18 protein-coding genes and 1 pseudogene are annotated in these 21,557 nt (G+C 62.2%); 12 read left to right on the top strand and 7 right to left on the bottom strand.

The genetic code is table 11. The features are described from left to right. Positions 1–100: 100 nt before the first annotated feature. Together NMG80_RS10890 and NMG80_RS10885 are read right to left on the bottom strand one after the other, a co-directional pair. Positions 101–1,390: a M23 family metallopeptidase gene (locus NMG80_RS10890; protein WP_254018079.1), complete on the bottom strand. Its 1,290-nt coding sequence runs from the start codon at positions 1,388–1,390 to the stop codon at positions 101–103. Between the two features lie 161 nt (positions 1,391–1,551). Next, positions 1,552–2,019 carry a peroxiredoxin gene (locus tag NMG80_RS10885; RefSeq protein ID WP_254018118.1) on the bottom strand — a complete coding sequence of 156 codons (468 nt, stop codon included), beginning with the start codon at positions 2,017–2,019 and terminating at the stop codon, positions 1,552–1,554. Between the two features lie 95 nt (positions 2,020–2,114). Between NMG80_RS10885 and NMG80_RS10880 the strand changes: the two genes are divergently transcribed. Continuing rightward, complete coding sequence (locus NMG80_RS10880) at positions 2,115–5,489, top strand: YhdP family protein (RefSeq protein ID WP_254018078.1); 3,375 nt, start codon at positions 2,115–2,117, stop codon at positions 5,487–5,489. A gap of 279 nt (positions 5,490–5,768) precedes the next feature. Here the strand turns inward: NMG80_RS10880 and NMG80_RS10875 are convergent, their stop codons facing one another. After that, positions 5,769–7,499, bottom strand: coding sequence for an adenylate/guanylate cyclase domain-containing protein (locus NMG80_RS10875; protein WP_254018077.1), 1,731 nt, complete (start codon positions 7,497–7,499; stop codon positions 5,769–5,771). A 352-nt stretch (positions 7,500–7,851) separates the two neighbouring features. Between NMG80_RS10875 and NMG80_RS10870 the strand changes: the two are divergent. After that, positions 7,852–8,427 (top strand): annotated as a pseudogene (locus tag NMG80_RS10870) (BCCT family transporter); the annotation flags it as partial. 287 nt (positions 8,428–8,714) lie between these two features. Here NMG80_RS10870 and tyrS read toward each other — a convergent pair. Next, positions 8,715–9,968, bottom strand: a complete 1,254-nt coding sequence (gene tyrS, locus NMG80_RS10865) for a tyrosine--tRNA ligase (protein ID WP_254018076.1) — start codon at positions 9,966–9,968, stop codon at positions 8,715–8,717. Positions 9,969–10,274: 306 nt separating this feature from the next. On the opposite strand from tyrS, the gene NMG80_RS10860 reads away from it, so the two are divergent. Both NMG80_RS10860 and NMG80_RS10855 read left to right on the top strand, forming a co-directional pair. After that, complete coding sequence (locus NMG80_RS10860; RefSeq protein ID WP_254018075.1) at positions 10,275–11,003, top strand: glycosyltransferase family 2 protein; 729 nt, start codon at positions 10,275–10,277, stop codon at positions 11,001–11,003. Beyond that, positions 10,996–11,328, top strand: coding sequence for a lipid-A-disaccharide synthase N-terminal domain-containing protein (locus tag NMG80_RS10855; protein WP_254018074.1), 333 nt, complete (start codon positions 10,996–10,998; stop codon positions 11,326–11,328). The genes NMG80_RS10860 and NMG80_RS10855 overlap by 8 nt, the downstream gene beginning before the upstream one ends. A gap of 163 nt (positions 11,329–11,491) precedes the next feature. Here the strand turns inward: NMG80_RS10855 and NMG80_RS10850 are convergent, their stop codons facing one another. Beyond that, entirely contained in the window at positions 11,492–12,166 is a 675-nt protein-coding gene (locus NMG80_RS10850; protein WP_027154148.1) for an alpha/beta hydrolase, read from the bottom strand. 241 nt (positions 12,167–12,407) lie between these two features. On the opposite strand from NMG80_RS10850, the gene NMG80_RS10845 reads away from it, so the two are divergent. The 7 genes from NMG80_RS10845 (at position 12,408) to sufA (ending at position 19,537) form a co-directional block, all read left to right on the top strand. After that, the gene (locus NMG80_RS10845; protein WP_254018073.1) at positions 12,408–13,571 is read left to right on the top strand and encodes a cysteine desulfurase family protein; all 1,164 of its coding nucleotides are present in this window, start codon (positions 12,408–12,410) and stop codon (positions 13,569–13,571) included. 187 nt (positions 13,572–13,758) lie between these two features. Then, the gene (gene sufB / locus NMG80_RS10840; RefSeq protein WP_254018072.1) at positions 13,759–15,276 is read left to right on the top strand and encodes a Fe-S cluster assembly protein SufB; all 1,518 of its coding nucleotides are present in this window, start codon (positions 13,759–13,761) and stop codon (positions 15,274–15,276) included. 29 nt (positions 15,277–15,305) lie between these two features. Continuing rightward, entirely contained in the window at positions 15,306–16,061 is a 756-nt protein-coding gene (gene sufC, locus NMG80_RS10835; protein WP_023798289.1) for a Fe-S cluster assembly ATPase SufC, read from the top strand. 43 nt (positions 16,062–16,104) lie between these two features. Beyond that, a complete protein-coding gene (gene sufD, locus NMG80_RS10830; RefSeq protein ID WP_254018071.1) occupies positions 16,105–17,373 on the top strand; it encodes a Fe-S cluster assembly protein SufD in 1,269 nt (422 codons plus the stop codon). Positions 17,374–17,424: 51 nt separating this feature from the next. Continuing rightward, complete coding sequence (locus NMG80_RS10825; protein WP_254018117.1) at positions 17,425–18,666, top strand: cysteine desulfurase; 1,242 nt, start codon at positions 17,425–17,427, stop codon at positions 18,664–18,666. Between the two features lie 5 nt (positions 18,667–18,671). Next, positions 18,672–19,064 (top strand): SUF system Fe-S cluster assembly protein, encoded by a 393-nt coding sequence (locus NMG80_RS10820; RefSeq protein ID WP_254018070.1) that lies wholly within the window; start codon positions 18,672–18,674, stop codon positions 19,062–19,064. A gap of 92 nt (positions 19,065–19,156) precedes the next feature. Continuing rightward, entirely contained in the window at positions 19,157–19,537 is a 381-nt protein-coding gene (gene sufA / locus NMG80_RS10815; RefSeq protein WP_006206001.1) for a Fe-S cluster assembly scaffold SufA, read from the top strand. Between the two features lie 133 nt (positions 19,538–19,670). On the opposite strand, the gene NMG80_RS10810 is transcribed toward sufA, so the two are convergent. Next, a complete protein-coding gene (locus NMG80_RS10810) occupies positions 19,671–20,168 on the bottom strand; it encodes a GFA family protein (RefSeq protein ID WP_254018069.1) in 498 nt (165 codons plus the stop codon). Positions 20,169–20,258: 90 nt separating this feature from the next. Between NMG80_RS10810 and NMG80_RS10805 the strand changes: the two genes are divergently transcribed. Beyond that, a complete protein-coding gene (locus tag NMG80_RS10805; protein ID WP_254018068.1) occupies positions 20,259–20,582 on the top strand; it encodes a TfoX/Sxy family protein in 324 nt (107 codons plus the stop codon). A gap of 24 nt (positions 20,583–20,606) precedes the next feature. Here the strand turns inward: NMG80_RS10805 and NMG80_RS10800 are convergent, their stop codons facing one another. Then, positions 20,607–21,539, bottom strand: coding sequence for a PfkB family carbohydrate kinase (locus NMG80_RS10800; protein WP_254018067.1), 933 nt, complete (start codon positions 21,537–21,539; stop codon positions 20,607–20,609). Between the last annotated feature and the right edge of the window lie 18 nt (positions 21,540–21,557).

The following is a 21,557-nucleotide window of genomic DNA, read 5'->3' as shown; positions in this document are numbered from 1 at the left end:
GAGGGGGAGATGTCCGGCAGGACAGAGGGGGGCGCTGTCCCGCCAGCATCAAAAAGGTCCTGCATCGACGTGACGCTCGCAGTTGCACCCCTGCCGGGGACTAAAGATACCGCGCGACCTTCTTGCCGACCCTCAGGAAGCGCAGCGGGTCTATCGCCTCGCCATTGTGGCGGATCTCGTAATGCAGATGCGGGCCGGTCGAGCGGCCGCTGCTGCCGGTCTTGCCGATGACGTCGCCGGCATTGAGCCTCTTGCCGACGGTCACGTCGATTTTGCTGAGATGCCCATAACGCGTCGCAAAGCCATTGCCATGGTCGACCTCGACCATGCGGCCGTAGCCGCCGTTCCAGCCGGCTTTGACGACGACGCCGGCCGCAGTGACCTTGGCAGGCGTTCCGGACGGCGCCCTGAAATCCATCCCCGAATGCAGCGCAGCGGTGCCGAGGAGCGGATCGGTGCGCACGCCGAACGGGCTGGTGACCGAGCGACCGGGCGCGGGGTTGTCGAGCGGCAGCCGTCGCGCCTCCGTCTTCAGACGATCGAGCGCGTCCAGCGCCTCGTCGAGTTCCCTTACCTTGCTGTCGAACGTCATCGAACTGTCGAGTGGTATCAACGGACCGCCGGCATCGCTCTTGCCGAAATCGCCGTCGACCGGCAGGCCAGCCGCCTCGAGCGCCTGAGAAATCGCATCGGCGTTTCTGTAGGCGTTGTCGGCAAGCCTGGCGATGCGGGTGAGCTGCTGGCTCTCTATGGCCTTGAGCGACTCGTTGATCGACACGAACAGTCTGTCGGCACGATCGGCCGCCGTGTCGCTCGGCAGCGGATCGGAGCGGGTCGACCACAGGGAGAACGGCCTGGTATCGCCAGCGCCAAGGTTGGCGCCGACGCTGGCAACCGCATAGGCCTGCGGCGGGGCGTCGGTCACCTCGGCGCGTTTATCCGGCATAGCGGACGCGCCGGTGCCTGCGGCAGGCGGCGTTCCGACGTCGCTCTCGGCGCGTTCGAGGAGCGGGCCGAGGCGGCCATGGCGCAGGCTGAGCTGGGTCTGTCGTTCCAGCAACTCGCCAACTTTGGTTTCCATGAGCTCCTGGTCGAGCAGTTGACGGCTGGTTATCCGGTCGACCTGGGCGCGCAGTGCGGAGATGCGGTCCTCATAGGCCTGCTGCATGCGCGCCTGCCTTGCCGTGGTCGCGCCGATCAGGTCGTCGCGCAGCACGAGATAGGAGGTCGCCAGCAGATAGCCTATCGCCATCGCCGCCAGCGCGGAGCCGCAAAATGCGGCAACCCATGGCCGTATGGTGAAATGCCTGATCTCGTTGCCCCGGGCGATAATGACAGTGTGGGGCTCATTGCGCCTGCCGAAGACCGTTGACTGACTGGCTACGTTCACGGGACCAAGCTTTCGTTACGACACCAACGACAAGCCCGATTACACATCATTAAGGTTAACGGTCGGTTGCTCGCGCCCAGCTCCTTGCAGCCCATAGGTTGCAGCCGGATTGCTTCGGCGCCCGTGCTTCACACGGGTTCAGGCCACAGCCGAAACTATCGTCAAAGCGCGCGCACGGCCTCCAGCACCGCCTCGGCATGGCCTTTGACGCGAACGTTTCGCCAGATCCGCGCGATCCGTCCGTCGCTGCCGATCAGGAACGTTGCACGCTCGACACCCATATAGCGGCGGCCATAGAGCTTCTTCTCGACCCACAGATGATAGGCTTCGATCACCTTGCGCTCCTCGTCGGCGACGAGGTCGACGGTCAGATCGTATTTCGATTTGAATTTGTCGTGTTTTCGGACACTGTCCGGCGACAGGCCGATCACCATTGCGCCGAGCTTTTCGAATTCCGGCTTCAATTGCGAAAAGCCGATCGCCTCATTGGTGCAGCCGGTGGTGTCGTCTTGCGGATAGAAGTAAAGCACGACCGGCCTTCCCAGCAATGACGCGAGGCTGAGCGACCCGCCGCTGTCACGGGGAAGGTCGAACTGCGGCGCAACGTCGCCGACGTCGAGATCAGCCATATCGGTGCCCTTGTTTGAGGTTACGCGCGAAGCCTCATCGATATATTGTCGCACCGGGATTCGTCCACGGTCGAGTTCGTTCAACGGAAAATTGTGTGGATCAGGAGCAGCCGCAGCACGAGAAGATCAGATTCAGGCGTGATGAAATCACCGACCTGGGGGCCTTCCCGTCCGCGTGCCGCGTACCGCCGCTCGGCCAGGGCCGCGGCGTTGGTATTCTTGCGCGGCTGTTTGCCGGCTTTTTGGCCCTTGTGCTGCTGGCCACCGCCGCTGTGTATGCGATCGGCATGTCCGATTTTGGCACCGAGCGGCTGCGGGCCGAAGCGGAAACGGCCATCGAGAAATTGGCCGGCGTCGACGTCGACGTTGCGGTCGGGCCGGCCCGTCTCACGCTCGACGGATCGAGCTTCATTGCGCTGCAGGTCAGCGACGTCAGCCTCAAGACCGCCGACGGCAAGCCGATGGCCGATGCCGGGCGTGTCCGCTTCGGCGTAAGGCTGATACCGCTGCTTTCGGGCGAGGTGCGGCTTACCAGTGCCAGGATTTCCGACGCGCGCATCGTGATGTCGGCGCTGCCGTCGGGTGGCGACTGGACGGCGGCGCTGCGCAACGACGACGGCCTCATCGATCCGGAAAAGCTGGCCGGTTCGGTCTTTGCCAGCATCGGTCACGCGCTCGATGCGGTGCGCGAGGATTCGATGCGCCGGATCGAGCTGCGCAATGTCGACCTCGTTCCGCCCGAGGCCGGGTTGGTCAAACTGGTCAGGATCGCGGATGCTACCGTTGCGCAGTCGGGGCCGGGCGGCATGGAGTTTTCATCCGACGCGGATGTCGACGGCAGGGCACTCACCATCGCCGCCTCAGCCAGCCGCGATACGACGACGCGGCGGGTGACGGCGTTGGATGCCAGCGTCGAGATAGCGCAGGTTGACGAGGCTGCGGCTACGCCGGGCGGGACGCTCGGCGCTATTGCCTTGAAGCTGGTGGGATCGGAGGGATCCGGCGAGAACGCGCCCCGGCTGACGGCCTCGTTGTCGTTCGCCGGTTCCGTGCTCGATCTCGGCTCGCGCGGGATGCTGCCAGCCGACGTCGATCTCGCTGCGACGCTTGTCGCCGGCGCCAACAAGGTCCAGGTGGACCGGCTGCAAGTGAGGACCGGTCGCTCGACGTTCGATTTCGCCGGCTCGATCGGGCCGATGCCGGCGACTGGAACAGCGGGCGAGGAGCCGTCCTATCGCTACGACCTGACCAGCGACGGCTCGACGCTGGCGCCTTCTGAATCCTCCGAACCCGCACTCGATTTCATCGCCCGTGTCGCCGGCGTCTACCAGACCCGCAGCCGCAAGCTCGTGGCCGAGCAGATCGGGATCAGGTCCGGCTCCGCCGGCGAGGCGCTGGGCACGGCTTCGGTCGAGTTCGCCAGGGGAAAGGTGCCGGGAATATCTGTAGCCTTCAACGTCCACGACATGCCGGTCTCGCATGTCAAGCAGTTGTGGCCCTGGTTTTCGGCGCGAAACGCTCGCCTGTGGGTGCTGAAAAACCTGTTCGGCGGCCGCGTCGTCGACGCGAGCCTGCAGTTCCAGGTCGTGCCCGGGCGCCTTGGCAACGGCATCCCGCTTTCATCAGATGAGGTATTCGGCCGTTTCCAGATCGAAGGATCGCGCTTCGATACAGCCGGTCACATTCCGCCGATACGCGATGCCGTCGGTGTTGTCGAATTCCACGGCAATGACGTCGACATCGCCTTGTCCTCGGGCAACGTCTATATGGCCAGCGGCCGCACGGTCGCGGCAAGCAACGGCACGATGACGGTCAAGGCGGCGAACCGCCCGCCGGTGATCGGCGCGCTCGATATCGATGTTGCCGGGGAGGCGTCCGCAATCGCCGAGCTCGCCTCCTACGAGCCGATCAACGGCATGCGCCGTGTCGGCCTGCTGCCGGAAGACCTGTCCGGCACGGTGACCGGCCACGTCAAGGCGGACATTCCGCTGCAGCGCGGCGTCGACAGCTCGAAACTCGATTGGCTGGTGACGCTCGATTACAAAGACCTGTCGCTGGGCAAGCCGTTCGAAGACCAGACGGTGACGGACGCGGACGGTTCGATCACGGTCGAACCCGAGAAGGCGGTGATATCAGCCAAGGCGCTGCTCAACGGCATTCCAGCCGAACTCGACCTGATCGAACCGCTCAGGGATGGCGGACCGCCACGCAGCCGGAAAGTGGCGCTGATGCTCGACGACAAGATACGTGCCGCCGCCATGCCTGGCCTGTCGGAGCTGCTTTCCGGAACCGTCAAGGTTGAGATCGACAAGAGCGGCACGGGCAACCAGACTGTTTCGGCGGACCTGACCAATGCCAGGCTGGACATTCCCTGGGCAGGCTGGAGCAAGGGGCCTGGAATTCCAGCCAATGTCTCATTTGCCATGGCCAAATCCGGCGACACCACGACGCTGTCCGACTTCGACCTGAATGGAAAGACCTTTTCGATCGATGGCGGCGTGGTGCTGGTCAACGGCGCCCTGTCCTCGGCGCGGTTCAGCAACGTCAAGCTGAACCGGGGAGACGACGTTGCCGTTTCGGTGACACGATCGGGCAAGGGCTACGCGATCGACATCAGCGGCAGCGCGCTGGATGCGCGCTCGCTGATCAAGCAATTTACGTCCGATGTCGACACTGCCACAAAGGCCACGGGTTCCGACGCGATTTCGGTCAGCGCCGACGTCAATTCGCTGATCGGCTTCCACAACGAGACGCTGTCGAACCTGAAGCTCGACTACAGCGCCGCCGGCTCGAGGGTGAATGGGCTCAAGGTGAGCGCCACGGCAAGTTCGGGTGCTGCCATCAGCGTCAGCAATACGACCGGCGCCGGCAAGCGCGCCCTCAAGGTGCGTTCGGCCGATGCCGGCGCCATCCTGCGGTTCCTCAACATCTACGAGCATATGGAGGGCGGTTCGATCACCCTGGCGCTCGCCGGGGCAAGCGATGGGCCGATGAAGGGCCAGGTCGACTCGCATAATTTCTTTGTGGTCAACGAGCCGAAACTCGCCTCGCTCGTATCGACGACGCCGGCGGGCGACAGCCGCAACCTCAACGAAGCTGTCAAAGCCAATATCGACACGTCGAGAGTGAAGTTCGAGCGCGGCTTTTCCGAGATCGAAAAGGGCGCCGGCTATCTGAAGCTGGCCAATGGCGTGCTGCGCGGCCCGCGGATCGGCACCACCTTCCAGGGCACGCTCTATGACCAGAACAACAAAATGGACATGACCGGCACCTTCATGCCGGTCTATGGCATCAACCGCATTTTTGGCGAACTGCCGCTGTTCGGCGCGCTGCTCGGCAATGGCCGCGATCGCGGCCTGATCGGCGTGACCTACCGGCTCAGGGGCGATGCCAACAAGCCCAAACTGGACGTCAATCCGCTGTCGGTGATCGCGCCCGGAATTTTCAGGTCGATCTTCGAGTACCGGTAAGGTCAAAACCCAATCACTTAAAGCGCGTCGCGTTTGACCGGCCTCATGCGACGCGCTTTAGGCTGTTGTTTTTATGCATGTCGCTATCGCAAAACCGCTGCACCCTTTTGCGCGACATGCATTAGAGCGACCGAGTCTTGACCCTAAGTGGATCGCCCCGACCGAATTCACGCCCATGACCTAAGCCGCCTGTCGTTCATGCCACAAGGTCCGCATCGGGTGGGGGGCCGGTCTTCTTTGCCTGTCCCTGATTGGATCTGGTTCGTAGTTACGGGCTGGCTACAGGTGGGCAATACCGGCTTTCAGCAGTCCTTCGCGGACGTGCTGCACATCAGGCTCCTGGGCATAGTGCAGGGTGGCGATAAATGAATCGAGGTCGAATTGGGGATCGAGTGTTCTGATCTTGCCTAGATGCGCCGCGGCCGCGATTTCGTCGCCGAGCCAGCCGTAGCAGGCAGCGGCGAAAGCGTGCTGAACCGAGTCCATGGTTGACAGATGCATGAAAGCTTCGATCGCCTCGCCATACTGGCGCGCGGCGAAATGCGCCTTTCCCAGATGGCTCCAGAACCTCTCCGGGTGGTGCGGGTTCAACTGCATTGCCTTGCGGATCCATTCAATTCCCTCTTCCGGCCTCCCCAGCCACGTCAATAACTCGCCTTGCTGCACCACCACGAGGTCGTAATTGGGATTGAGGGCGAGGGCGCGCTCTTGATGGTAGCGCGCTGTGGTCAGCTCATTGTTGTTCACGTTCACTGCGGCGAGGATGCGGTGGACATCGGCATCGTTGTCGTCCAGCGCCAGCGCCCTGTCCAGCGCTGCCATGATGTCGTTCCAGACCGCATCCCTGTCTTCGCACCAGTTATGGACCCAGGCCTGGCCAAGGATGCAGGCCCGCCAGGCATGGGCATGGGCATAATCGGGGTCGAGCGCGACGGCCCTGCCTATCAAGGTTTGCGCGCGTTCATTATCCGCAATCGTGCTTCGGTGATGCAGCACCTTGGCAGCAAGCACACATTCATAGGCGGCCATGTTTGCAGGTTTCGCCCGCGCGAGCTGGTCCCGCTGAGCCGCCTCGACACGACCGGGCAGCGTGGCTGCGATCGCCGAGGTCACCTCATCCTGAATCGCGAATATGTCGTCCAGCTTCCGGTCATACTTGTCTGCCCAAATATGTGCGTCATTCGCCGTGTCGATGAGCTGAACCGTCACGCGCACCCTGTTGCCGATCTTGCGGACGCTTCCCTCCACCAGGTATTGGACGTCGAGTTTCTCGGCCACCTCGCGCACATTCACGGCGCGATTCTTGTAGACGAAGCTGGAATTGCGCGAGATGACGAACAGCTCATGGTGGCGGGACAGTTCGGTGATGATGTCCTCGGTCAGTCCGTCCGCGAAAAATTCCTGCTCGGGGTCGCCGCTCATGTTGTTGAATGGCAGCACCACTATCGAAGGTTTCGAGATGGCTCGCTTTGCCTCGACTTCTGGCAGGACAGCACTGTCAAACCCAATGCGATAGAGGCGAACCGGGCGGCTGATGTTCTTTAACGTCTTCTCGCCCAGGTCCTCCATGGCAATTTCGAGACGGTCGGCAATTTGGGTCGCCACCGCTGCGGTCACGCAGATGCCGCCGACGTCGGCGAGTTGCTCGATGCGCGAGGCAATATTGACGCCGTCGCCGAAAATATCCTCATCATCGAAAATGATGTCGCCGAGATTTATGCCGATCCTGAATTCGATACGCCGTTCTTGCGGCACATCCGAATTGCGCCGTTTCATGCGCTGTTGGATTTCCACGGCGCATTTCACGGCATCGGTCACGCTCTGGAACTCAACGAGCATGCCGTCTCCGGTGGTCTTGATGATCCGGCCCTTGTTCTTCGCGATGGCGGGATCGACCAGTTCTATGCGATGGGTCCGAAGGCGTGCGAGCGTGCCGGATTCGTCGGCCTCCATTAGCCGACTGTAGCCCGCCATATCGGCAGCCAGAATTGCGGCTAGTCTCTGTTCCATCGCTTGAACCAAAAACCAAGCCTATCCTTCCTGGGCTGCCAAATCCAGCAATTTGGGCTTGTGGCTGAATCAAGGCCGGGTATCTGAAGCTCCCCAATGGCGTGCTGCGCGGCCCGCGCATCGGCGCCACCTTTCAGGGCACGCTCTATGACCGGAACAACAACATGGACATGATCGGCATAACCGACAACTTTCGAATGTGTCGGAACTGGGTCGCAACGAAGTCGCGATTGAGCCAGCTAGCGCAGCGTCATTCAATCAGTTTTACCACGCGAACCGCTCTGTCGTTCCAGCCAGAAAATGCTTGAAAAGCCGGCCGCGCACGATGTTCACACAAAATGGGAGTGAGCGGATGTCCGTAACAGGCACCCGGAGTGTAGATTCCGGCGTATTTTGGCCGGCTGTCATCATAGCTGGCGGCTTTGTGCTTTGGGGCGGCCTCGCTCCTGACAGTCTCGCCACAGTGGCGACAGCGACTTTAAATACGATCATCAAGACATTCGGCTGGATGTTTGTCGTTTCGACGGCGTTCTTCCTGGTGTTCGCTGTTTTCCTGGCGGTTGGCAGGTTCGGCAAGATCAAGCTCGGGCGAGATGACGAAAAGCCTGAATTTTCGACCGTGTCATGGGTCTGCATGATGTTCAGCGTCGGGATGGGCATCGGCCTGATGTTTTGGGGAGTGGCCGAACCGGTCTTCCATTTTGGCGCGCCACCGCACGGAATGGCGGAGCCGCAGTCAAGGGAGGCCGCGGTCGTGGCAATGCAATACGCCTATTTCCATTGGGCGCTGCACCCGTGGGCGATCTACGCGGTTGTCGGATTGGCGCTTGCGTACTTCAGCTACAGGCGCAACTTGCCGACTTTGATGTCGAGTGCCTTCCAGCCTCTGCTCGGTAACCGCATCCACGGCCCGATCGGCCGGGCGATCGTGATATCGAAGTCCATGGGCGGTTTAACGAATTGGAGGCTGCTCCCATGGTCCCGACGCACTCGGCGTGAACTCCGACAACAACAAAGTTGCGCGGGCTTGTTCCGCGCAACTTTTGGTACCCGGCCAAGATGCGAGTTCGATACGCGCACTGTCCAGGAACGTCCATACATGGCGCGTCCGAGCCGGCCGGCGCATCGGCTCAGATTGTACCACGATGACGCGTTCCACGTCGCAATCGGATGGAGGGCGGCAGCTCGAGAGCGTGCTGCGCAATCAGGCTCTGGTCAGACCGGCCGCACCAGAACGTGTTTTTTCTTGCCGAGCGACAGTTTTACGACTTGTTCCGGGCCGAGATCCTGAAGTGTCACCAACCGGCGATCATCGGAAACGGACTGGTCGTTCAGCCGCACCGCGCCGCCCTGGATGTGTCGCCGCGCTTCGCCGTTGGACGCAGCCAGCCCGGCGGTGACGAACAGCGACAATATGCCGACGCCGCTTTCCAGATCGGCTTTGCCCACCTCGACGGTCGGCAGCGTTTCGGCCAGCGCGCCTTCTTCGAACGTCTTGCGCGCGGTTTCCTCGGCTTGCTCGGCTGCTTCGCGGCCGTGCACGATGGCCGTCGTTTCCGTGGCCAGGACCTTCTTGGCCTCGTTGATCTCGGAGCCGCCAAGGGCGGCTAGCCGGGCGATCTCGCCGAGCGGCAGGCGGGTGAAAATCTTGAGGAAGCGCGTGACGTCGGCGTCCTCGGTGTTGCGCCAGTACTGCCAGAAATCATAGGGCGAGTAGAGGTCGCCGTTCAGCCAGACCGCGCCGTTGGCCGATTTGCCCATCTTGGCGCCTGATGACGTCGTCAGCAGCGGTGTGGTCAGGGCATAAAGCTGCGGCGTGCCCATGCGGTGTCCGAGATCGACGCCGTTGATGATATTGCCCCACTGGTCCGATCCGCCCATCTGCAGGCGGCAGCCATAGCGCCGGCTGAGCTCGACGAAATCATAGCCCTGCAGGATCATGTAATTGAATTCGAGGAACGACAGCGATTGTTCGCGCTCGAGCCTCAGCTTGACGCTGTCGAAGGTCAGCATGCGGTTGACCGAAAAATGCCGGCCGACATCGCGCAGGAACTCGACATAGTTGAGCTTCATCAGCCAGTCCGCATTGTTGACCATGATCGCATCGTTCGGACCGTCGCCGAATCGCAGGATGCGGCCGAAGATGCGCTTGATGCCCTCGATGTTGGTGGCGATGGCCTCAGGCGTCAAAAGCTTGCGCTGGTCGTCGCGGAAGGAAGGATCGCCGATCATCGAAGTGCCGCCGCCCATCAGTGCGATCGGCCGGTGGCCGGTCTCCTGCAGCCAGTAGAGCATGGTCGCGGAAATCAGATTGCCGATATGCAGGCTGGTTGCCGTGGCATCGTAACCGACATAGGCGGTCACCGTTTCCTTGGCGAAAAGCTGGTCGAGGCCGGCATCATCCGATATCTGGTGGATGAAACCGCGCTCGCTCATTATGCGCAGGAAATCGGATTTGAAGGCGGACATTTTTTCTTTTCCCGAAAGCGCCCAACCGAAGCGGGCGTGAACGCGGGCGTTTAGCATCCAAGCGCGGTCAGCAAAAGGGGAATCCGGCTCGCGTCCGATAGCGTTTACATGACCGGTTCGGTGCGAACGCAATCACGGTGTCGTGAAACGGCGCAAAGCTCGCCTTGCGGCTGCATCCTTGCTTCATCGTTTGGGCTGGCGTAATGAGGCGCCGCGCCAGCGGGTTCTTGCCGCACCTGACCCGCTGGAACGGCACCGCTCGGCATCGAATCGAATGCCAAATCCTATGACAGAGCCCGACCCGAAATGCCGGAGATATCCATCGTCATTCCTTGCCGGAACGAGGCGGCGAACCTGCCGCTTCTGCTTGACGAGATCGGTGCGGCGATGGCCGGGCGCGACTTCGAGGTGATCGTCGTCGATGATGGTTCGACCGACGAGACCAGCTCGGTGCTTGCCGCCCAGGCAGTGCTTCGCCGGTTTCCGCTTCGCCACCTCCGGCATGAGAAATCCGCCGGCCAGTCTTTCTCTGTGCGTTCGGGCGCATGGGCGGCCCGCGGCGATATCGTCGCCACGATCGATGGCGACGGCCAGAACGATCCCAAATATATTCCGGTGCTGGTGGATGCCCTGCGGCAGGCCGGTCCCGATTTCGGTGTTGCGCAAGGGCAGCGCCTGAAGCGTCGCGACAGCAAGATCAAGCAACTGGCGTCCCGTTTTGCCAACTGGCTGAGAAAGGCCGTCTTGCATGACGAGACCCGCGACACCGGCTGCGGCCTGAAGGCGATCCATACCGACATCCTCAGGAAATTGCCGTTCTTCGACGGCACGCACCGCTTTGTTCCGGCCCTCGTCATCCAGGAGGGGTATCGCGTCGTGCATTGCAACGTCGTCGACCGCTCTCGCCGCCACGGCAAGTCGAATTACGGAATTTTCGATCGCGGCCTGCAAGGGGTGCTTGATCTCGCCGGTGTCTGGTGGCTGCGCCGCCGGCGCCGCAGAATGCCAAAAACCGAGGAAATCCGGCATGGCTAACGCGCTTCAGGAACTGGCGACCTGGCTTCACGACGTCTTCGTCAAGCAGTTCGATACGTGGATTCTGCTCGGCTTTGTCGCCCAGTTCTTCTTCAGCATGCGCTTCGTCGTGCAGTGGGTCGCATCGGAAAAAGCCAAGCGCAGCGTCGTGCCGATCGCCTTCTGGTTCTTTTCGCTGTTCGGCGGCAGCCTGCTGCTGATCTACGCCATCCAGCGGCAGGATCCGGTGTTCATCGCCGGCCAGGCCCTAGGCCTGTTCATCTATATCCGCAACCTGTGGCTGATCGCCAACGAGCGCAAGGCGGCGATGACCAAGGTCGATTGAGCGACCTGGCGACGGCGAACGTCACGCTCCGTCGAATCCGCCGTAGGATTCGGGCTCTCGCTCTCGAACCCCTCGGCGACACCGCTACGGACGGCGATGGCCGGTTGCAGGATACCCTGTCGCGTTTCCTGGAAATGCGAGTTGGTACATCGCTGTTTGCCGCCTATCGCAACCGTTTCGGCCGCGGGTCGGACAACTCGCCGGCCAGACGGCGATCGAGATAGTCCGCGCATTCCTGGAGCAGGAGGTCCGCATCGTTGGAGAAGAAATGGTTGGCGCCGGGCAAGGTCTTCTGGGTGATGGTGATGCCCTTTTGCGTGTGCAGCTTGTCGACCAGCCCCTGCACGTCCTTTGGCGGTGCGACCTTGTCGGCGTCGCCATGGATGATCAGGCCGGACGACGGGCAGGGCGCCAGGAACGAGAAATCGTAGGTGTTGGGCTGCGGCGCAATGGAGATGAAGCCTTCGATCTCCGGCCGGCGCATCAGAAGCTGCATGCCGATCCACGAGCCGAACGAATAGCCGGCGACCCAGCAGCTCTTGGAATCCGGATGCAGCGACTGCACCCAGTCAAGTGCCGCGGCCGCATCCGACAATTCGCCGGTGCCGTGGTCGAATTCGCCCTGGCTGCGCCCGATGCCGCGGAAATTGAAGCGAAGCGTGGTGAAATCCCGCTTCTGAAACATGTAGAAGAGGTCGTAGACGATCTTGTTGTTCATCGTGCCTCCGAACTGGGGGTGCGGGTGCAGGATGATGGCAATCGGCGCGCTCTTTTCCTTGGAAGGCTGGTAGCGACCCTCCAAACGGCCGGCCGGACCGGTGAAAATGACCTCAGGCATAAAATACTCCACATGGCATATGAATGCGCGGCGCCCGGAACAACTCTTCCTCTGGCCTTGACGCAGGGCGAGCGTCTTCTTAGAAGCTAGTTTAGAATTGTTCAAAACTGGGTGGCCAAAACGTCGTGGTTCGGCCATCCGCGCCGCAAGTCGCGTAAATAGGACGGCTTGCCTTGCAATTTCAAGGAAATAACGCGCTATCCTCGCGGAATGGCTCTTGAAAGGACCGATCGAAACGAAAATGGCCGGAAGACGCGCCTATCTCGACTACAATGCCAGTGCGCCGCTGCTTGCCGCGGCGCGCACGGCAATGATTGCCGCGCTCGATACTGCCGCCAACCCGTCGTCGGTCCATGCCGAGGGCCGCGACGCACGGCGGCAGATCGAGAACGCGAGGCGCGATGTGGCGCTGCTGGTCAACGCCAGGGCCGAGCATGTCGTGTTCACCTCCGGTGCGACGGAAGCCGCCTCGACGTTGCTGACGCCGGATTGGCAGATGGGCCGCGGCGCTGTCCGCATGAGCCGGCTCTATGTCTGCGAAGCCGATCATCCTTGTGTGCTGAACGGCGGGCGTTTTCCGGCAGCCCAGGTAAGTCACATCGGCGTCGACGCCGACGGCCTGGTCAGGCTGGACGCGCTGGCGACGGCACTTGGCCGTCATGACAAGGCAGACGGCCTGCCGCTGGTGGCGATCCATGCCGCCAACAATGAGACCGGCGTTATCCAGCCGGTCGAGCACATCGCCAAAATTGTCAAGGCGGCGGGCGGCATCCTGGTCGTCGACGCCGTACAGGCTGCCAGTCGCATTCCGCTCGATATGTCAGTGGGTTACGCCGATTACCTGATTCTGTCTTCGCACAAGATTGGCGGCCCAAAGGGCATTGGCGCCATCGTCGCCGCCTCGGATCTGATGATGCCAAACCCCTTGATCGCCGGCGGTGGCCAGGAAAAGGGTCATCGCGGCGGCACCGAGAACCTGGCCGCGATTGTCGGCTTTGGCGCAGCGGCACGCGAAGCCCTGATCGGATTGAAGCGCATCGATGCGGTCGGCAGCCGCCGCGACGAGATCGAGGCCATCGTGAGAACGCTGGTGCCGGATGCGGAAATCTTCGGAACCGGCGCGCCGAGGCTTGCCAACACGACATTCTTCGCTATTGCGGGCATCAAGGCCGAGACGGCGCAGATCGCCTTCGATCTGGCGGGCGTGGCGCTGTCGGCCGGTTCCGCCTGTTCGTCGGGCAAGGTCGGCCCGAGCCATGTGCTGAAAGCCATGGGATACAATGACAACCTTGGCGCTTTGCGCGTGTCCATCGGCCACGCAACGAGCGCCGAGGACATCGAACTGTTCCGCACTGCGCTGGCAGGCATTGCCTCACGCCGCGCAGGCAGGGACGAAGCCGCGTGAGCGCGGCCAACAAATGCGGGCCTTCTGGCCTGGTAGAGCCGTGCGTTTCGTGGTGGCCGGGTGAATTCCCGGCAGGGACGCACTATATGGAACTTACGCCGCCTCGGGTGCCTCGCGGGTACTGGTTTCGCGGTGCCATAGTTTGAAAACTGCCGGGCCTTGACCCCGGCGTGGATGGAGAACGCTGATGCCTGCTGTGCAGGACACGATCGATCGGGTTCGAAAGATCGACGTCGACCAATACAAATACGGATTCCAGACCGAAATCGCGATGGACAAGGCCCCAAAGGGCCTGAGCGAAGACATTATCCGCTTCATTTCGGCGAAGAAGGACGAGCCGTCCTGGATGCTGGAGTGGCGTCTGGAAGCGTATCGGCGCTGGGTGACGCTGGACGAGCCGAAATGGGCGCGCGTCCATTATCCGAAGATCGATTTCCAGGACCTCTACTATTATGCGGCGCCCAAGAGCACGCCGGGACCGACCTCGCTGAGCGACGTCGATCCCGAACTGTTGAGGGTCTATGAAAAGCTCGGTATCCCGCTGAGGGAACAGGAAATCCTCGCCGGTGTGCAGAAGACCGACGCGTCGGAACTCGAGGAACCCAGCGACAACGTTTATAAATCGGGCCGCGTCGCGGTCGACGCGGTGTTCGATTCCGTGTCCGTCGTCACCACCTTCAAGAAGGAGCTGGCGCAGGCCGGTGTCATCTTCTGCTCGATCTCGGAAGCCATCCGCGAGCACCCGGAGCTGGTGAAGAAATATCTCGGCTCGGTCGTGCCGACCTCGGACAATTTTTACGCCACACTGAATTCGGCGGTGTTCACCGACGGCTCCTTCGTCTTCGTGCCCAAGGGCGTGCGCTGCCCGATGGAACTGTCGACCTATTTCCGCATGAACGAGAAGAACACCGGCCAGTTCGAGCGCACGCTGATCATCGCCGAGGAGGGGGCTTACGTCTCCTATCTCGAAGGCTGCACGGCGCCGCAGCGCGACGAGAACCAGCTTCACGCCGCCGTTGTCGAACTGATCGCGCTCGACGATGCCGAGATCAAATACTCGACGGTGCAGAACTGGTACCCCGGCGACGCCGAAGGCAAGGGCGGCATCTACAATTTCGTCACCAAGCGCGGCGACTGCCGTGGTCACCGTTCGAAGATTTCGTGGACGCAGGTCGAGACTGGCTCGGCGATTACCTGGAAATATCCGAGCTGCATCCTGCGCGGCGACGATTCCAGCGGCGAGTTCTATTCGATCGCCGTGTCGAACGGCTACCAGCAGGTCGACAGCGGCACCAAGATGATCCATCTCGGCAAGAACACGTCGAGCCGCATCATCTCCAAGGGCATCGCCGCCGGCTTTTCGCAGAACACCTATCGCGGCCAGGTCTCCGCTCACCGCAAGGCAACCAACGCCCGCAACTTCACCAATTGCGACTCGCTGCTGATCGGCGACCAGTGCGGCGCGCACACCGTGCCCTACATGGAAGCCAAGAACGCGACGGCTCAGTTCGAGCATGAGGCGACGACGTCGAAAATCTCCGAGGACCAGAAGTTCTACGTCATGCAGCGCGGCATTCCCGAGGAAGAGGCGATCGCGCTGATCGTCAACGGCTTCGTCAAGGACGTCATCCAGCAACTGCCGATGGAATTCGCGGTCGAGGCGCAGAAGCTTATCGGCATCAGCCTCGAGGGCTCGGTCGGCTGACCGGACAAAAATTTTCAGGAAAAGAAAAAATGCTTGAAATCAGAAACCTTCACGCCCGTATCGTCGATGACGGCACCGAGATCATCCGCGGCCTGAACCTGACGGTGAAAGCCGGCGAGGTCGCCGCCATCATGGGCCCCAACGGCTCGGGCAAATCGACGCTGTCCTATATCCTTGCCGGCCGCGAGGACTATGAGGTCACAGAAGGCGACATCCTCTACAACGGCCAGTCGATCCTCGAAATGGACCCTGCCGAGCGCGCCACATCAGGCATTTTTCTCGCCTTCCAGTACCCGATGGAGATACCGGGCGTGGCGACGATGGAATTCCTGAAGGTGGCGATGAACGAGCAGCGCAAGGCGCGCGGCGAGGAGCCGCTGAAGATCCCCGAATTCCTGAAGCGCGTCAAGGATGCCGCCGCCTTGCTCGACATGGACATGGCGATGCTGAAACGGCCGCTCAATGTCGGCTTTTCCGGCGGCGAGAAGAAGCGCGCCGAGATCCTGCAGATGAAGCTTCTGGAGCCAAAACTGTGTGTGCTTGACGAGACTGATTCCGGCCTCGACATCGATGCGCTGAAGATCGTTTCGGAAGGCGTCAACGCGTTGCGAGCGCCGGACCGCGCCATCGTCATCATCACCCACTACCAGCGCCTGCTTCAGTACATCGTGCCGGATAGTGTGCACGTGCTCTACAGGGGCCAGGTGGTCAAGTCGGGCGACAAGTCGCTGGCACTCGATCTCGAAGCCAATGGCTATGCCGGCGTGATCGGCCAAGCCGCGTGAGATGCCAGAAGGCCCAGAAGGCAAGCCAAGCAAGGCGAAACTGATGAATATACACACGACACCCCAGCGAACGCCGGCCGAAACGGCGCTGATCGACGCTTTCAGCGACCGGCTGTCGCTGCTGCCCGGCGACGGCACGGTGATGCTGAAGCGCGACGACGCCATCGAGGCGATCAAGAGCGGGCTGCCGACGCGGCGCATCGAATCCTGGCACTACACCGACCTGCGCCGCCTGCTGACTACGGTGCCGGATTTCGATCCCGCAGCCGCCCCGAAAGCCATTGCGCCTGTTGTCGAAGGGTCCGCTGTTCTGCCGGTGCTGAACGGCGTGTCGAGCACGAAACTGCCTGAAATTGAGGGCATTGCCGTGCAGCGCCTGTCGGAGAAACTGGCCGATGGCAGCATCGCACCGGGCCTTGATCCCTATGGCGCCGACGATGCCATCGGCGCGCTGAACACGGCTTTTGTGGCCGACGGCTATTTTGTCGACATCGCCGACGGCACCGAACCGGACAAGCCAATCGAATTGCAGAACCTGCAGGCCGGCGGTCAGACGCATGTGCGCCTCAGCGTCCGCGTCGGCGCTGGCGCCAAGGCTGTCATCGTTGAGCGCCAGGCGGGCGAGGGCGCCGCACTGGTCAGCTCGGTCAGCCAGCTTCTGCTTGAAGAGGGCGCCGAGGTGACGTGGCTGATCGTGCAGGAGCAGCCGGATACGGCGACCCATCTTGCCCAGTTCAAGGCGCATCTCGGCAAGGATGCGAAGCTGACGCTGTTCGTGATGAATGCCGGCGGCAAGCTGGTGCGCCAGGAGGTCGTGGTGAGGACGACCGGCGAAGGCGCCGATTTCACCCTGCGCGGCATCAACCTGCTTGCCGGCGACACGCATACCGACGTGACCATGGTGCTCGACCATGCCGTGCCGCACACCGCTTCGACGGAAGTGATCCGCAACGTGGTGACGGGAAGAGCGCGCGGTGTCTTCCAGGGGCGCATCAACGTCCACCAATACGCGCAGAAGACCAACGCCAAGATGGCCTGCAACACGCTGCTTCTGTCGGATGACGGCGAGTTCTCGACCAAGCCTGAGCTCGAAATCTTCGCCGACGACGTCGTTTGCGGCCATGGCGCCACCGTCACCGAGATCGACCACAGCCACCTGTTCTACCTGATGGCGCGCGGCATCGACGAGAAGACCGCGCGCGGGCTGCTGGTCAAGGCGTTTGTCGCCGAGGTGATCGAGGAACTGGACGACGAGGCGATCGTCGAGGCGCTGGAAACGAGGCTCGACGGCTGGTTCGCGGCGCACGGTTGAGTGGATGAGGGGTGCTGGACGGAATGAGGCGATGCCTCGAGAGAGCTTATGATGGACCAGAAAGTCGAAAACATCCCCTACGACGTCGAGGCGATCCGCCGCGACTTCCCGATCCTGTCGCGGGAAGTCTACGGTAAACCGCTGGTCTATCTCGACAATGGCGCCTCGGCGCAGAAGCCGCAGGCCGTGCTCGACGCCATCCAGCACGCCTACGCCCACGAATATGCCAACGTCCATCGCGGGCTGCATTTCCTGTCAAATGCCTCGACCGACGCCTTTGAGAACGCGCGCAAGATAGTGCAAAGCTTTCTCAACGCGCCAAGCACCGACAACATCGTCTTCACCTCGAACACGACCGCGGCGATCAACACCGTTGCTTATGGTTATGGCATGCCCAATATCGGCGAGGGCGATGAAATAGTCCTGTCGATCATGGAGCACCACTCCAACATCGTGCCGTGGCATTTCATCCGCGAGCGGCAGGGCGCGAAGCTGGTCTGGGTGCCGGTCGATGATCTCGGCGTCTTCCACATCGAGGAGTTCGAGAGACGGCTGAGCGACCGCACAAAACTGGTCGCCATCACCCACATGTCGAATGCGCTGGGCACGGTGACGCCGATCAAGGAGATCGTCCGCATCGCGCATGCGCGCGGCATTCCGGTGCTGGTCGATGGCAGCCAGAGCGCCGTGCATATGCCGATCGACGTCCAGGACCTCGACTGTGATTTCTTCGTCTTCACCGGCCACAAGGTCTATGGGCCCTCGGGCATCGGCGTGCTCTATGGCAAGAAGGACATGCTGGAGCGCATGCGCCCGTTCATGGGTGGCGGCGAGATGATCGAGGAGGTGACGGAAGATTTCGTCACCTACAACGATCCGCCGCACCGCTTCGAGGCCGGCACGCCGCCGATCGTCCAGGCGATCGGGCTGGGTGCGGCGCTGGAATACATGGAAAAGATCGGCCGCGATCGCATCGCCGCGCACGAGGCCGATCTCAGGGATTATGCCCATCAGCGGCTGCGCGCCGTCAATTCGCTGCGCATCTTTGGCGACGCGCCGGACAAGGGCGCCATCATCTCGTTCGAGTTGCAGGGCATTCATGCCCACGACGTGTCGATGGTGATCGATAGGCAAGGCGTCGCCGTCCGTGCCGGCACCCATTGTGCCCAGCCGCTGTTGAAACGTTTCGGCGTAACCTCCACATGCAGGGCATCGTTCGGCATGTATAATACCAGGGCCGAAGTCGACGCTTTGGCCGATGCGCTCGAAAAAGCGCGAAAGTTCTTCGGATGACGATCATGGATGATGCAGGCCGCACCGCTGAGACCACTTCGGACACGACTGCCAACGGTCTGGTTTCCGCCTCGGCCATTCCCGCCGACGAACTGGCGCGGCTGACCGACGACATCGTCTCGGCGCTGAAGACGGTTTATGACCCGGAAATCCCGGCCGACATTTATGAGCTCGGCCTGATCTACAAGATTGACATCGAGGACGACCGCTCGGTCAAGATCAACATGACGCTGACCGCGCCCGGCTGCCCGGTGGCCGGCGAAATGCCCGGCTGGGTGGAAAATGCCGTCGGCGCCGTCGAAGGCGTGTCCGGCGTCGAGGTCAACATGACCTTCGATCCGCCGTGGTCGCCCGATCGCATGTCGGAAGAGGCGCAGGTCGCGGTGGGCTGGTACTGAGGCGCACTTGCGCCAGGCAGAAAACTTCACCATTTTAGGTGAAGAATCATTCGGCAGGCCTTGAACCTGCATGCAATGGAGAAAGAAAAAGAATGGGACGCTTCGCCGTCATTACGATGACCGAAAAGGCCGCCGACCGGGTGCGCGAGATCGTCGCGACCCGCGAGAATGCGCATGGCATTCGCCTTGGCATCAAGAAGGGCGGCTGCGCCGGCATGGAATATACGGTCGATCTGGTGACCGAGCCCAACACCAAGGACGATCATATCGAGCGCGACGGCGCCCATGTCTATGTCGCGCCTGAGGCAGCGCTTTTCCTGTTCGGCACCGAGATGGATTTCGAGCAGACGACGCTGCGCACCGGCTTCACCTTCCGCAACCCGAACCAGAGCTCGGCCTGCGGCTGCGGCGAATCGGTCGAGTTGAAGCCGGCCGATCTGAAGGCACTGGCCGAAGCGCGCGCGTCAGCCTGATGTTTCCTTCTCCCCGTTTACGGGGAGAAGGTGGCCCGAAGGGCCGGATGAGGGGCAGAGCCAGCTTCTGCGACGTTAGCGCCGCCCCTCATCTGCCTGCCGGCATCTTCTCCCCGTAAACGGGGAGAAGGACCTAATCCACCCACATTCCCGTCCGCTTGTGCCAGTCGGCGATCGATTCCTCGGGATAGAGGTCGAAGGTCTTGTCGCCCTTGCCGATGGCGGGCTCGACCCAGTTCGCCTTGTATTTCAGCATGAGGTGCACCTTTTCAGGTGGTTTCGGCAGGTCTGTGTCGATCGCCGAGGCGAAGGGGTGGACCAGTTCCGGCCAGGTCGGGTCGTAGAGCCACAGTGCCGATCCGCATTTCCTGCAGAAATTCCGCTGGCCTGTCGATATCTCGCATTGCGGATGTTCATCGTCCTCGATCTCGGCCTGGTAGACGCCAAGATTGCGCTTGCCCTTGATTTTCAGCGTCTCGAAATCGGCGCCGAGATTGATGGCGAAGCCACCGCCGCCCTGCTGCTTGCGGCAGATCGAGCAGTAGCACAGCATGAACGGCACCGGCGTGTGGCTTTCCACCTCGAAGCGGACAGCATTGCACCGGCACGAGCCTTTGAGCAGAAGCGGCATGAAAAACTCCGACGAAAGTGGTTTTCAACTTGTCAGGATGGTGCCGGTTGCGGCGATGACAAGCCTAAATCCGGGTGACATGATCACGGCATGGACAATGAACGCATTGCCGAACTGTTCGAAGGCCTCGGCCCGGTCAGCATTCGCAAGATGTTCGGCGGCAAGGGCATCTATTTCGACGGCGTCATCATCGCCATCGTCATCAGTGGCGAATTGATGCTGAAGGCCGACGCAGAAAGCGCGCCCGAATTCGAAGCCGCCGGCTGCCGGCAATGGACCTATACGGGGTCGCGGCACGGCAAGCTGGTGTCGATGCCGTATTGGAGCGTTCCCGACAGCGCCTTCGAGGATCCGGATGAGATGGCGGTCTGGGCGCGCCGGGCCTATGAGGCGGGGCTGCGGGCCGGAAAGTAGGCTGCCTCTCCACTGGTCGTCACCTCATGCCAATTCCTGCGGCTCGGGCACAAGGCCCAGCGCCTCGGCAAGTGTCGCCGCCGTAATAGCCGGCACAAATTCGGCACTTTCGATCGCAAGCATTGCCGCGGCAACGCCTTCGCGCAGTGCCGCGCGCAGCGTCAGGCCGCGCAGCAGGGCGGCGACCGTCGCGCCCGCCAGCGCATCGGCGGCGCCGTCCGCGATCTTTCGTGGCGGCAGGATCGAGAACGCGCCAGCTTCCTCGAAACCCAGCACCAAACCGTCATCCGCCGTCACGACGCCGCCTTTAAGGCCGGCGCGCCTCAGGCCGTCGGCGATATCTTGCTCCGCAGCGTCGATACCGACATCGGCGAGCGCGATGGCCTCGCGCCGGTCCAGGAAGGCCAGCGCCAGGCTGCCGAGCACCGGCGCGAGCCGCGCCGCCTTGTCGGGCGAAGCGGCGAGGGCGAAGACCGGCTTGCCGGCGGCAAGCGCTACCAGCCGCTCCAGCGCCGCCGACGGCAGGTTGGCGTCGCACAGAACCGCATCGGCGGTGCTGATTGCCTCGCGCACCTTGGCACGGCGGATCTGCTTGGCAAGCGCCAGATCATAGAGCGCCATGTCGACAAGACCGACGATCAGCGCGCCGTTGCTGTCGAATATCGTCGTCTTGCTCGGCGTCGTGCGATCGAGGAACACCACGGACAGATCGGCAATGCCGGCCGCAGCGACGGCGCGCGCGATCGTATCGGCCAGAACATCGCCGCCGCGCACCGAAAGCAGCGAGCCGGAGACGCCACGGCGCACGGCGCAGCGCAGCGCATTGAAGACAGCGCCGCCGACTTCCTCGCGCATCGTGCCCGGATTCGACGCCGCCGGCACGGAGGCGCCCAAAACCTGGCCGCGCCGCTCGATATAGGCGCCGCCCACGGCCAGGATTGTCGGCGACTTCATCATGCCGGCGCGATGACCTTG

It is taken from the genome of Mesorhizobium escarrei (assembly GCF_935825525.1).
GTDB classification, from domain to species: Bacteria; Pseudomonadota; Alphaproteobacteria; order Rhizobiales; family Rhizobiaceae; genus Mesorhizobium; species Mesorhizobium escarrei.
Note: the sequence above shows the minus strand (reverse complement) of the source record. Positions and strands in the feature narration are given on the sequence as shown.